Source organism: Corynebacterium simulans (genome assembly GCF_001586215.1).
GTDB classification, from domain to species: Bacteria; Actinomycetota; Actinomycetes; order Mycobacteriales; family Mycobacteriaceae; genus Corynebacterium; species Corynebacterium simulans.
This window is the reverse complement of the sequence record NZ_CP014634.1, coordinates 440,732-453,618: the sequence shown is the minus strand read 5'-3', so window position 1 is coordinate 453,618 and position 12,887 is coordinate 440,732. Positions and strand designations below refer to the sequence as shown.

Annotated in this window: 12 protein-coding genes; 4 read left to right on the top strand and 8 right to left on the bottom strand. The window is 57.2% G+C overall.

What is annotated here, in order from left to right:
• The first annotated feature begins 145 nt into the window (after positions 1 to 145).
• Together phoH2 and WM42_RS02095 are read left to right on the top strand one after the other, a co-directional pair.
• Positions 146 to 1,504 (top strand): RNA 5'-3' helicase PhoH2, encoded by a 1,359-nt coding sequence (phoH2, locus tag WM42_RS02100; protein ID WP_062035516.1) that lies wholly within the window; start codon positions 146 to 148, stop codon positions 1,502 to 1,504.
• An 87-nt stretch (positions 1,505 to 1,591) separates the two neighbouring features.
• Positions 1,592 to 2,152, top strand: a complete 561-nt coding sequence (locus WM42_RS02095; protein WP_201057400.1) for a GNAT family N-acetyltransferase — start codon at positions 1,592 to 1,594, stop codon at positions 2,150 to 2,152.
• A 460-nt stretch (positions 2,153 to 2,612) separates the two neighbouring features.
• Here the strand turns inward: WM42_RS02095 and WM42_RS02090 are convergent, their stop codons facing one another.
• The 4 genes from WM42_RS02090 to glpX form a co-directional block, all read right to left on the bottom strand.
• A complete protein-coding gene (locus WM42_RS02090) occupies positions 2,613 to 4,214 on the bottom strand; it encodes an MDR family MFS transporter (protein ID WP_062035514.1) in 1,602 nt (533 codons plus the stop codon).
• Positions 4,208 to 4,831 carry a TetR family transcriptional regulator gene (locus WM42_RS02085; RefSeq protein WP_062039043.1) on the bottom strand — a complete coding sequence of 208 codons (624 nt, stop codon included), beginning with the start codon at positions 4,829 to 4,831 and terminating at the stop codon, positions 4,208 to 4,210. Before WM42_RS02085 ends, WM42_RS02090 begins: the two co-directional genes overlap by 7 nt.
• A gap of 207 nt (positions 4,832 to 5,038) precedes the next feature.
• Entirely contained in the window at positions 5,039 to 6,439 is a 1,401-nt protein-coding gene (locus tag WM42_RS02080; RefSeq protein ID WP_062035513.1) for a class II fumarate hydratase, read from the bottom strand.
• Positions 6,440 to 6,688: 249 nt separating this feature from the next.
• On the bottom strand, positions 6,689 to 7,702 hold the full coding sequence (gene glpX / locus WM42_RS02075) for a class II fructose-bisphosphatase (protein ID WP_062035512.1): 1,014 nt from the start codon (positions 7,700 to 7,702) through the stop codon (positions 6,689 to 6,691).
• A 222-nt stretch (positions 7,703 to 7,924) separates the two neighbouring features.
• Between glpX and WM42_RS02070 the strand changes: the two genes are divergently transcribed.
• A complete protein-coding gene (locus WM42_RS02070; RefSeq protein ID WP_062035511.1) occupies positions 7,925 to 8,560 on the top strand; it encodes a DUF4245 domain-containing protein in 636 nt (211 codons plus the stop codon).
• On the opposite strand, the gene WM42_RS02065 is transcribed toward WM42_RS02070, so the two are convergent.
• The 3 genes from WM42_RS02065 to xseA form a co-directional block, all read right to left on the bottom strand.
• Positions 8,557 to 8,919: a hypothetical protein gene (locus tag WM42_RS02065; RefSeq protein WP_061921631.1), complete on the bottom strand. Its 363-nt coding sequence runs from the start codon at positions 8,917 to 8,919 to the stop codon at positions 8,557 to 8,559. The two genes, WM42_RS02070 and WM42_RS02065, sit on opposite strands and share 4 nt — an antisense overlap.
• Entirely contained in the window at positions 8,919 to 9,215 is a 297-nt protein-coding gene (locus WM42_RS02060) for an exodeoxyribonuclease VII small subunit (protein ID WP_062035510.1), read from the bottom strand. Before WM42_RS02060 ends, WM42_RS02065 begins: the two co-directional genes overlap by 1 nt.
• A gap of 80 nt (positions 9,216 to 9,295) precedes the next feature.
• Complete coding sequence (xseA, locus tag WM42_RS02055) at positions 9,296 to 10,537, bottom strand: exodeoxyribonuclease VII large subunit (RefSeq protein ID WP_062035509.1); 1,242 nt, start codon at positions 10,535 to 10,537, stop codon at positions 9,296 to 9,298.
• Positions 10,538 to 10,760: 223 nt separating this feature from the next.
• Between xseA and WM42_RS02050 the strand changes: the two genes are divergently transcribed.
• A complete protein-coding gene (locus WM42_RS02050; RefSeq protein ID WP_062035508.1) occupies positions 10,761 to 11,732 on the top strand; it encodes a 4-hydroxy-3-methylbut-2-enyl diphosphate reductase in 972 nt (323 codons plus the stop codon).
• 104 nt (positions 11,733 to 11,836) lie between these two features.
• On the opposite strand, the gene WM42_RS02045 is transcribed toward WM42_RS02050, so the two are convergent.
• The gene (locus WM42_RS02045; RefSeq protein WP_062035507.1) at positions 11,837 to 12,799 is read right to left on the bottom strand and encodes a DUF6542 domain-containing protein; all 963 of its coding nucleotides are present in this window, start codon (positions 12,797 to 12,799) and stop codon (positions 11,837 to 11,839) included.
• Positions 12,800 to 12,887 lie beyond the last annotated feature (88 nt).

Genomic DNA, 12,887 nt, shown 5'->3' with positions numbered 1-12,887 from the left:
GGTCGCAGTAACAATTCACGAGCTTTTGGCTGGTATGAACCTTGCGTTTTCGCAATGTTCATCTTTCACCCATGTAATTTCAACCTTTGGCGCTTAGCTTGGGAAGCGATCAAGCAACACGATCTAAAGGGAGAACCCCGCAATCATGACCAATCCTTCTGTTCTGACCGAGCCTATGAGCCCCAGTGCAGTGGCCACCAAGACCTACGTTATTGATACCTCCGTCCTCCTTTCTGACCCATGGGCCCTGCGCAAGTTCGCAGAGCACGAGGTCATCCTTCCCATCGTCGTCATCTCCGAATTGGAAGGAAAACGTCATCACCCTGAGCTTGGCTGGTTCGCCCGCCAAGCTCTTCGCTTTTTGGAGGACCTGCGTGGTGCATACGACGGTCTAGACCAGGCGGTTCCGGTCAACGTTGAAGGCGGAACCTTACGCGTTGAGCTCAATCATCAGGATCAGTCTTTGCTGCCATCTTCCTTCCGAGGGACCGAAGGGGACCACCGCATTCTCGCTTGCGCACTCAATCTGGCGCACGAGGGCAAAGACACCGTGCTTGTGACAAAGGATGTCCCACTGCGCGTCAAGGCTGGTGCAGTTGGCTTGCAAGCCGACGAGTACCACGCGCAGGACGTAGTTCTTACCGGTTATACCGGCATGGCTGTGGTTCATACTTCTGCTGAAGTCATCGATGCCCTCTACCGTGATGGGGAAGTCATGGTAGACGGCGCACTGACTGAAGATGGCACTGCTATCGAAGAGCTTCCAGTTCACTGCGGCATCAAGCTGGACGCGGCAGGACAGTCCGCGCTTGGCCGCATGACGGCGGAGGGCACCATCCAGCTCGTACGCGGTGACGTCAACGCGTTTGGACTGCAGGGCCGCTCCGCGGAGCAGCGCGTGGCACTTGACCTTTTGTCAGATCCCTCCGTGGGCATCATGTCCCTGGGCGGCCGTGCCGGCACTGGTAAGTCTGCGCTGGCGCTGTGCGCCGGCCTTGAAGCAGTCCTAGAGCGCGGTGAGCACCGCCGCATCGTGGTTTTCCGCCCCATGTATGCAGTGGGCGGGCAGACGCTGGGCTACCTTCCAGGTAGCGAGTCCGAGAAGATGAATCCGTGGGCCCAGGCCGTCTTCGATACCCTCGAAGGGCTTGTCTCTGACAACGTCATGGAGGAAGTCCATGACCGCGGCCTCCTTGAGGTTCTGCCGCTGACCCACATCCGTGGTCGGAGCTTGCATGATTCTTTCGTCATCGTCGATGAAGCGCAGTCACTTGAGCGCAACGTATTGCTCACCGTCCTGTCTCGCTTGGGCAAGGGCTCGCGCGTGGTGTTGACGCACGACGTCGCCCAGCGTGACAATCTGCGCGTGGGCCGCCATGACGGTGTGCAGGCTGTCATTGAAAAACTCAAAGGGCATGAGCTATTTGCACACGTGACCCTCCAGCGCTCAGAGCGTTCTGCAATCGCCGAGCTTGTCACGGACTTACTCGAAAGCGAGGCTTAAGGTTAAACCGTCTTCCTTGATCGCGGCTAGCTAACTTTTTCCGGTTTATATAGCCGTACAGGTAGTTGTCTTGTAATAATGAATCACATGGCAGAAAACAAACCCGCGAAGAACTTTAAGATTCGACCTTTTGTTACGGCCGACTATCCCCAGATGCGGGCAATTTATGAAGAGGGCCTAAACACCGGTCACGCTACGTATGAAACGCGTTCTTTGACACTGGAGCAGTTTACCCGTGCAAAGATCATGTCCTCGGTCTTCGTTGCGGTTGAGGAAGACGATGATTCCAAGGTATTGGGCTGGGTTTCTGCAGCGCAGATTTCCTCCCGCTCAGTCTTCCATGGTGTGGTGGAAGATTCCATCTACATCAGCGCGGAGGCTCAAGGCCGTGGCATCGCCGGTGCCCTGCTCGATAAGCTCATCGAAACCTGCAAGGACCTCCACAAGTGGGCAATCCACGCGTGGATCTTCCCAGAAAACCAGGGTTCCGCAGGCCTACATAAGTCTCGCGGCTTCGTCAAGGTCGGTACCTACTCCCACATGGCGAAGATGACCTACGGCGAGATGGCCGGTCAGTGGCGCGACACCGACGTCTACGAGCTGCTGCTTCCGAAGCCAGATGAGCGGGAGCGAGGCAACAATAATTAGGACTTTTAGCTAGGCAATAGAGCTAGAAAACTCGGCGGCGGGGAATGTACCGCGCATTATTGTCCTCATGACCTCGTCAATGTCGCGGCGTTGAGGTTGGCGCAATTGCTGAAGATATAAGAGAACTCCCGGTCTGAAATCGCTTCCTATTTCAGACCGGGAATTTTCTATGCAGGGTGTTGCCACCGGTATCATTGATGATGGAACCCCTGAGGGATAGAGTAAAAAGGGCAGATAAAAGCTGGAATTTCAATTCCTTCTTTCTCAGCGAGTGCGACCAGATAGTCGCGAGTGTGCCATACGTCGACCAGGCTAGCATTTAGAGCCAAGACTTCCTTGAGCAAGCCCGGGGGGATAGCCAAGGTTGTTTTCTAGGGTGGCGTCGTTTAGCGCAATGCGGGACTGGAGCTCACAGCGCTCCTCGCTAGTAGCCTTCGATTCTTTGTCTGGTGAGTGATATTTAAGAGATCTCTTCCTTAAGGTGCTCTTCCGTGATGGGAAGAACCAAAAGAAGGGCAACGATGGCCATAGGAACCATGAGCAAGATGACCGGAGTCAGGCCATCGTTGTAGGCGTTGAGGATGACGGACTGAATTGCATCCGGAAGGTGCGCAACCATGTTCGGGGTCAGGCGGGAAGAACCGCCCGTTGCGGAAGCGAACTGCTCAGCGTACTGCGCGCCCTCAGGGCCCATGGCCTTGATTGCAGCTGGCATGTTGGCTGCCATCTCATCCTTCATGTTGTGGATGAACAGGGATCCAACGAGGGAAGCACCAACTGCGGAACCAATCTGGCGGAAGAAGTTGTTGGCAGCCGTTGCGGTACCGACCAGCGCGATAGGGAAGGAGTTTTGCACGATGAGAACCAGAACCTGCTGCACAAAACCCAGGCCCACGCCGAAGACGAAGAACTCAGCACCGAGCTGAACCAGGGGCGTATCCACGGTCAGCTTGGACATCCAGAACAAAGCACCGGCGGTGATGATAAGGCCGATGATTGGGTAAATCTTGTAGTGGCCCGTGCGGGCGATGATGAAGCCAACGGCAGTCGAGGTGCCGATGAGGCCTACCATCATCGGAATCATCATGAGGCCCGCCTTGGTTGGGGTCAACGTATGAACCATCTGCAGGTAGGTTGGCATGTAGCCAAGCACACCGAACATTGCCAGACCGAGGACAGTACCGGCTGCGGTGGTCAGAACCATGTTGCGGTTCTTAAAAAGGTGAACCGGAATCAGCGGCTCCTTGGCCTTCGACTCGACGATCACGGTGATAATAGCGCCGACGACAACGGTGATGCCCAAGCCAATGATGATTGGGTCAGACCACTCGTACTGCGTGCCGCCCCAAGTAGTCATGAGGATGAGGGAAGCGGTGGTGATAGCGATGAAAGTAGCGCCAAGAGCGTCGAACTTACGCAGGTCAGTATCGCCAACGCGCAGGTGCAGCACGATGGTGCACACGGTAATGGCGAGCAGACCAAGTGGAATATTCATCCACAGACCCCAGCGCCAGCCCGGGCCGTCGGTGAACCAGCCGCCGAGGACTGGGCCCAGAACGGAAGAAAGGCCAAAGACGCCGCCCATGATGCCCATGAACTTGCCGCGCTCACGAGCAGTGGTGACCTCCGCGATGATGGACTGGGAGGAAATCATCATGAAGCCAGCGCCGAAGCCCTGGACAGCGCGGCCCAAAATGAGCCAGTTCATGTCATTTGCGAAGCCACCGATGGCAGAGCCGACGACGAAGACTGCGATGCCGCCGATATAGAGCCACTTGCGGCCCATCATGTCGCCCAGCTTGCCAGAGATTGGCATAGCGATGGTCATGGTGACCAAGAAAGCGGAGATAACCCAGCTCATGTGGTCGACGCCGCCGAGCTCGCCCACAATAGTGGGCAGGGCCGAAGAGAAAATCATTTGGCCCAAGGAGCTCATCAACATGGTGAGAACGAGGGCGGAGAAAACGAGAGCTACGTTGTTTTCTTTCTTTTCGTTTCCGCCAGCTTGTGCTGGCTGCGCCTCGCCGACGTTGTTAGTCGGCAACTTGGCGGTATCTACCATTTCAGTCCTTTCGTGAAAGTGATAAGGAGTGCGAGTGCATCATTGAACTTTTGCTCAAATGGTTGTTCGCAGCTGATTTCGGGGGAAGCGGTGGCAATCCAAAGCGCTTCTCTAACGGTGGCTCCGATGAGTAATGCTTCTGTCTCTGGCGCAACTTCTGGCATGAGCTGTAGCTGCGGTTCTTGCTTGAGGCGAAGCGTGATGAGTTCTGCAATCTCGGTTGACTTGGCGCGTTTGCGGCTAAACGACGCCGCGGCAGCATCTGGGTCGCTTGCTATGCGGCGCCGCCTTGCTGCAATTGCCTTGTCAGCGTGGTGCCCGTCCAAATGAGAAATGACAAGTTCCACGGTCAAACGCAGCAGGTTTTCCGTTGGAGTATCAAGGAAATATGCTCGTTGGTCTTGGGAAAATAGTGCGCTAGGGGCGCCCAAGACTGCGGAGTCTTTGGAATCGAAGTAGTTAAAGAATGTGCGCCTTGAAATCCCCGCTTTTTCGCAGATCTCCTCAATGGTGACTGCGGCGAAGCCTCGCTTGTCCACCAGGGAAGTGGCGGCGTCTTCGATACGCAGTCGCGTCTTGAGTCGCTTCTGCTCGCGTAGTGACATTTCTTCTTGCACGCTGTGTAACATTACACCCGGTGCAAGTTTGCACCAAGTGCAAACTTCGTGATTTTTGAGTCCCTGGCGCGCTTTCAGTGCGCTTGGTCACAAATGCTTTTGGGGTAGCAAAAAGCCTCCCGCTGTCATGCACTTGGGTGGGTACCCGAGCGGCAAGGCAGTGGGAGGCTAAAAAGTACTGCTTGAAAGTACCGTTAGGTGGAAAACTTAGAAGCTATCACGCTCGCGGTTGGTCATGGACAAGACGTCGAGGCGCTCGTCCAGCTCTTCCTCGGTGAGGTTCTCGCCGTCGACGAAGCCCAGGTCAATGACGGCCTCGCGGACGGTGATCTTCTCGTGCAGTGCGTGCTTAGCAGCCTTCGCTGCATTCTCGTAGCCGATCTTGGAGTTCAGCGGGGTAACGATGGAGGTAGAGGACTCAGCGAACTTCTTCATACGCTCCTCGTTAGCCTCGATGCCGTCGACGCACTTCTCAGCGAAGACGCGGGAGACGTTAGCCAGCAGGCGAGCGGACTCAAGGACATTGCGTGCCATGACCGGGATGAACACGTTCAGCTCGAAGTGGCCGTTGGCGCCGCCGAATGCAACGGCAGCGTCGTTGCCGATGACCTGGGCGGAAACCATGGTGGCTGCCTCGCACAGAACCGGGTTAACCTTGCCCGGCATGATGGAGGAACCTGGCTGCAGATCCTTCAGGTGGATTTCTGCCAGGCCGGTCAGTGGGCCGGAGCCCATCATGCGGATATCGTTGGCAATCTTGTTCAGAGATACCGCAACGGTGCGCATTGCGCCGGAGAACTCAACGAGTCCGTCGCGCGCCGCCTGAGCTTCGAAGTGGTTCTCTGCTTCCTTGAGCTGCTCAACGCCGGTGAGCTGCTTGAGCTCTTCGGTGACCTTTGCGCCGAAGTCAGCGGAGGTGTTCAGGCCGGTGCCGGTTGCGGTGCCGCCGATAGCCAGCTCGCCCAGGCGTGGCAGGGTGGCTTCGATGCGCTCGATACCGAGCTCGATCTGGCGTGCGTAGCCACCGAACTCCTGGCCCAGGGTGATCGGGGTTGCGTCCATCAGGTGGGTGCGGCCGGGCTTAACGACGTCCGCGAATTCCTTGGCCTTGGCGCTCAGGGACTCGTGTAGCACCTTCAGCCCTGGGATGAGGTCGTTGACAGCTGCCTCGGTAGCCGCAACGTGGGTTGCGGTAGGGAAGGTGTCGTTGGAGGACTGGCCCATGTTTACGTGGTCATTGGGGTGAATCTCTACGCCGTTGTTGTGGGCGATGGAGGCAATGACCTCGTTGGTGTTCATGTTGGAGGAGGTGCCGGAGCCGGTCTGGAAGACATCGATTGGGAAAGCAGCGTCGTGCTTGCCCTCAGCGATTTCCTTCGCTGCAGCGATGATTGCGTCAGCCTTGTCCGCATCGAGTGTGCCGGAATCCTTGTTGACCTGTGCGCAAGCTGCCTTCAGCAGGCCCAAAGCGCGAATCTGAGCGGCCTCAAGCCCGCGGCCGGAAATCGGGAAGTTTTCTACAGCACGCTGGGTCTGTGCGCGCCACAGAGCATCAACAGGAACCTTCACTTCACCCATGGTGTCGTGTTCAATGCGGTACTCAGTCATGAAATCCACCTCAAAATTATGTGTTGAATAAAGATGTTCATTTAGCGATTGTGCCGGGAGGGAGTCGGACTAACGTGTCCCTTCCGGCAGTAAACGCAATAATAAGATTTGTATCAACCGGCACCATAATGGTGCTGGAAGTCACGCCTCACTAAAACCAGTATGGACTAAAAAGCGTGCGAATGTGCAAGGTGCACGTCCGTGCTGAAAAGGGCGTGCACCAAATGCAAAAGCGGGGCTTAATACCCTTTAGGCATCCGCTGCGTTGGAGTAATCAATAACGGAGTACTCCTGCAGCTTGGCCAGCTTGTGTACGGAATCGATGTAGCGGATGGTGCCGGACTTGGAGCGCATAACCAGGGAACGGGTAGTGGCGCCGTTTGCACGGTAGGAAACACCGCGCAGCATGTCACCGTTGGTAACGCCGGTAGCAGCGAAGTAGCAGTTATCGGAGGAAACTAGATCGTCGGTGCTCAGAACGCGGTTCAAGTCGTGGCCAGCCTGGCGAGCCTTTTCGGCTTCTTCCTCATCCTTCGGCCATAGCTTGCCTTGGATTTCGCCGCCCATGCACTTCATAGCGCAAGCGGTGATGATGCCCTCAGGGGTGCCGCCGACGCCCATCATCATGTCGATGGAGTTGGAATCTTGGCAAGTAGCGATTGCGCCTGCGACGTCGCCGTCCATGATGAGACGAACCTTTGCGCCGGCAGCGCGGATCTGATCGATAAGGTCCTGGTGGCGCGGGCGGTCCAGTACAACGACGGTGAGGTCGGCAGCCTTGATGCCGAGCTTCTTAGCAACGGAGTTGATGTTCCACTCAACGGACTGGTTGATGTCGATTGCGCCGACGCCAGCTGGGCCGACAGCAATCTTGTTCATGTAGAAGACGGCGGACGGGTCATACATGGTGCCACGCTCTGCGGCAGCGATGACGGAAATAGCGTTCGGACGGCCCTCTGCCATCAGGCGGGTGCCGTCGACCGGGTCAACTGCGATGTCCATTGCAGCGCCCTCGCCGGTGCCCACTTCTTCGCCGTTGAACAGCATCGGGGCTTCGTCCTTTTCGCCCTCGCCGATGACCACAACGCCGTTCATTGCGACGGAGTTGATGAGCTTGCGCATTGCATCCACAGCTGCGCCATCGCCCTCATTCTTCTTGCCACGGCCTACCCAGCGGCCGGAGGCCAAAGCTGCGGCCTCAGTGACGCGAACCAGCTCCATAGCGAGGTTGCGATCTGGCATGTAAGAAGTGTTTTCGGACATGTGTTTAGGCTGCCTTCCATTCTCTTTCTGTCTCGCCGCTGGAACCTTCCAGGGCACTGTTTCCTATTCTTGCACTTTTGAATGGATTTTTAGGCAGGTTGGTGCCCCCGATTGAGGGCTTTGCCCGATCCCGGGGGCAGTGAAGTAGAAAATTCGCAGCACAAGAATTTGAGTTCGCCCCAGCTTTTCGTTGTGCGCTTGGGTACGTGGAATACTGGTCGCGTGGCAGCAGAAGAGAAACCCAAGATTTTTGAGGGCGCCCGGGACATTATTTTGTCTCTCGGCGTGACCGTCATCGCCATGCTCCTTGTTGTAGGAGCTACCGGCTTGTGTAGCGTGAACCCGGAGACAAAGAAGGGGCCTGTCCAGGATGTCGATGCCACGACGTTCCTAGAGATGGAAGCACGCGCTACGGAGGCAGTAATCCGTAACCCACAGATGCCCGAAGGCTGGGCGCCTACTGCCGCGCGTCGCTCCGCTGTGGCGGGGGAGAACGCCTCCGTGGTGAGCTGGCTGACTGCTGATGAAGGCTATGTGGAGTCTACGCAGACCCAAGTCTCTATTGAAGAGGCGGAGAAAGGCTATGACTCCAACTACCGTGCCAACGAATCCGAGCGTGAGGTTGCTGGCAAGAAGGTCAAGATCCTAGAAAGCGACGACGCTAATGTTCGTCCACTATGGATCACGGATTTAGGTGACTCCCGCCTGGTATTGTCCGGCTCCGCCTCTGAAGCGGATTACGAGACCACCATCGAGGCATTCGCCAAGGCACCGGTTCTGCACGTGAATGAGGACGGGGCAGCCGAAGCTGGTGCGCAGGAGGACGGTGCTTCAGCACCGACCTCGCAGCAGCCTTAGCTGAAGGTGGCTGAGTAAAGGCCGTCTGCAAACTCGACCTGGACACCCTCGCCCGCGGTTTCTACCGTTTGGGCGAGGGTTTCTTCGTCTAGGCCGCTCAGGCGCTGCTTAGCAACGTAGACGTCGACTCGTTCGCGCTTGGAGTTCTGCGGGTAGATTTTTACCTCGCGGAGACGGCCTTCTTTAAAGCACAGCACGATGGAGCCAGAGTAATAGGAGATTTCATCCGTGCTTGCCGTATGCGGCGTGCCGAAAAACTCCTCTGCAAGATGGCGTGGATCTCCAAAGAGCAGGGAACCGGCAGAACCGGACTTTGATACGAAGTCCACGCGCTCACCTGGGTAGCCGTAAATCTGCATTAGTACTCTCCTTCGTTGGATGATGCGCTTTCTGCGTCTGTGGCATCTTCAGAGTTATCGGCACTATCTAGTGCCTTTTCGACACGACGCGCAGCGCCGTCAAGGTGGGCCTCACAGGCCTTTGCCAGCGCTTCACCGCGCTCCCAGTACTTCAGAGACTCGTCGAGGCCCATCTGGCCGAGCTCAAGAATCTTGACGGTTTCAATGAGCTCATCGCGAGCCTGCTCGTAGGTAAGTTCCTCTACTGGCGGGAATGCGTCCTGGCCGGGAGTACCGGTACCGATTGTCTCGTTCATGTCTGCTCCTTTAGTTAAGTCTTTGGCTTCGGGTCTATATCTTCTTAAGCGCTTTAGCGCTGAATGATTACTGAAGTTTGTTAGTCAGCCGGTTTGGCAGCCATTGCCGCTGCGGTAATCGAGCCATCACCGACGCGGATACGCAATTGCGAGCCGGGTGGTGATTGCTTGTAGGAAGTCACAACCTCTGGGCCCGAACCATCACGCGGCACGACTTGGACGATGGCATAGCCGCGTTCCAAGGTGGCCGACGGGCCGAGAGCCGAGACCTGTGCGCGCAGGGCAGTGACCTTGTTCTTTTCTCGCTCGAGCAAGTAAGTGATCTCGCGCTTCATCAACGCGCGGGAGCGCTCAAGCTCATCACGGCGTGCGTTGATCGGCGTCATTGGATCCGCAAGCACGGGGCGTGAACGAATATTTTCCAGCCCGCGCCTTTCCCTTTCGACCCAACCACGCAGTGCTGCTGCCATGCGGGAACGCGCTTCATCCACCAATGCGTATTCCTCAGCAACCGATGGCACTACTCGTTTGGCGGCGTCAGTAGGAGTGGCGGCGCGGAGGTCTGCAATATTGTCGAGCACTGGATTGTCTGGCTCATGGCCAATAGCAGAGACCACCGGAGTGCGTGCGCTGGCAACTGCGCGCTGTAGAGCCTCTTCGGAGAAAGGAAGAAGGTCTTCGACAGAACCGCCGCCACGGGCGATGATGATGACGTCTACTTCTGGATCCTCATCGAGGGTTTCCAACGCGTTGATAACCTCTGGAACGGTGTTCGCTCCCTGCACCGCGGTATTAATGACGCGGAATTGCACTGCCGGCCAGCGGTCCTTTGCCACGGCTAACACGTCACGTTCAGCAGCAGAGCCGCGGCCGGTGATAAGCCCTACCTTGTTAGGTAGGTAGGGCAGCGCCAACTTGCGCGAAGGATCGAAGAGCCCTTCAGCAGCAAGCTGTTGGCGCAGCATCTCAATGCGTGCTAGCAAATCACCGACGCCGACGTGGCGAATCTCAGTGGTCCACAATGAAAAGGAACCGCGGCCGGCATAAAAGGCGGGCTTGCCGTAGACCACCACGCGATCGCCGTCTTTTAATGGCGTGGGCATTTTCAAGACCATGTCAGTTGGGCACGTTAGCTGCACGGACTTTTCCTGCTCGACGTCGCGCAAAGTGAGGTAGGAAAGTCTCCATGAGCGCTTGACGTTGATCTGGGTTAATTGGCCTTCGACCCACAAGAACCCGAGACGCTCGATCCAACCCTTGACCTGGTCATTGACCCGGCCTACGGGCCAGGGCGTCTCCGCAGAGTTTGCTGGTTGATTCACAAAGCAGCCTTTCTATGCAGCAGTGGATTGCCACTTAAGTCTATTGTCCAGCCCGGACATGTGGTCTTCGGGGGCAGCCAGCTTGGGCAAATTTAAAGGTCAGCGGGCCAGGGAAAGTTCGAGCGAAGTCACATTGCTGTCCACGTCAGAAATAGGCCACCTATTGCCTTTGCAAAGCGACCCAATCTACTGTTTCAAAGCAGTTTTAGATACGCTGGAACGCATGACTGAGACTGGCAAGAATGTTCTCCTGGCAGCACCGCGCGGTTATTGTGCCGGTGTCGATCGCGCAGTTGAGACCGTGGAGAAGGCACTTGAAAAGTACGGCGCACCGATTTATGTGCGCAAGCAGATTGTCCACAACCGCTACGTCGTGGAATCGCTAGCTGAGCGCGGCGTCATCTTCGTCGAGGAAGCATCCGAAGCGCCCGAGGGCGCGCACCTTGTCTTCTCCGCACACGGTATCGCCCCGGCGGTGCGTGAGGAGGCTGAAGGCCGCAAGCAGCTGACCCTTGATGCAACTTGCCCGCTGGTGACCAAGGTGCATAACGAGGCGCGCCGTTTCCAGCGAGATGGCTACCACATCTTGTTGGTGGGCCACGAAGGTCACGAAGAGGTCGAAGGCACCGCCGGCGAGGCTCCTGAGGTCACGCACTTGGTGGATGGCATCGAGGGCGTCGACAAGCTGCCTGAGTCCCTGCAAGATGAAAAGCTCATCTGGCTATCCCAGACCACCCTCTCGGTGGATGAGACCATCACTATTGTGAATAAGCTGCGCGAGCGCTTCCCGCACCTCGAGAATCCGCCTTCAGACGACATCTGCTACGCCACCCAGAACCGCCAGGAGTCGGTGAAGAATATTGCTCCGAAATGCGATTTGATGATTGTGGTGGGCTCGAAGAATTCCTCGAACTCCGTGCGCCTAGTTGAGGTGGCGCTAGAGGCAGGGGCCAAGGCTTCCCACCTCGTCGACTTCGCCCGTGAGATCGATGAGGCGTGGCTCGAAGGCGTCGAGACCGTCGGCGTTACCTGTGGCGCTTCTGTACCTGAGCTGCTCGTGCGCGAGGTGCTCGAATTCCTCGACGAGCGTGGTTACAGCAACGTTGAGCAAGTTACCACTTCCACCGAGACTATCCAGTTCTCCCTGCCACGAGAGCTGCGTCCGGCGCGCACGTCGCAGGCCCCAAAGGCTTAAGGGTGCCCTCCTAAGCCACAGCAAAAGAAAAGCACTCAGAGCAGTAAATGGCTGCCCTGGGTGTTTTATTGATAGCTAATATTCGAGCTGGTTTGCGCGGTGAACTAGTCTTCGTCGTAGAGATTGTCTTCCAAGAACGAGGACTTTGGCTTTGCCTTGGACGCCTTAGGCTTGGTGGTTTCGGTTTCGCGGGATTCACCTGCATCGCCAGCACGGCGTGCGGGGTCGGGGCGGCGCGGTGCGAAGTCGGAATCGTCGTACTCCGCGGAGCTAGCTGTGGTACCCCGCTCGCGGGCCTCACGTGCCTCGCGGTAGGAGCGTGCTTGAGCCACGCGCTCTTCGTGTGCGCGCTTGAGCTCCTCACTGCTTGAGCGGCTCTTTTCCACGCGCTCTCGGGCTTGCTGCTCGCGTTCTTCTGCCTGGCGGCGGCGACGAACCTCGCGGTCCAACTCGCGGGCACGGGTACGGCGGCGCTGCGAACTCTGGGGAAGTGCTTCACCCGAGCCTTCTGTATCACGGCGGTCACGAGCTATAAGCTCGGCAACGGAAAGACGCTCGTTGGTAGTGCGCTCATTGGTTTCTTGCTCCGCGCGACGGGCAACCTGTGCCTTGGCGTCGCGGGTTCGAGCCACGTTCTTGTGTCGCCATAGACGGACCACGGCAAGGGTAGCGCACAATAAAAATATGATGAGCAACCAGGGGAAACGCTCGATGAAAGGGAACGCTGCGGATAGCAGGGACGTGGTCGAAAACGGCGATGCACCTTTTGGCGCGGCTTGAATAGTCAGCGCCCAGGAGGTCAACACAATAGCGACCGTAAACACAACTGGAATGCTGACAACCAGGAGGTACAAGCTGCGCAGGCGGGCGAAGTAGGTGACTGCCAGCGCACCGGCCGCGGAGATGATGAAGAATGGCCAACCAATCGAACCCACGGCAATCGTGATCAGTGCGGCTACGACGAACGTGGCTACTAGGCCAAGGAGACCCTTGGCTAGCGGCAGCTCATGCGCAGCGGCGGAGGTTTCACGCGCGGCTCGGTGGTTTCGATTTTTGGCAAGTGACACGCCGGAAGATTCTACAGCGTTGGCTGGGGTTATCGTTTTATCTTCGCCCGAATGTGGCGAAATTTATTTCCGTGAAGGAGGTAAATGC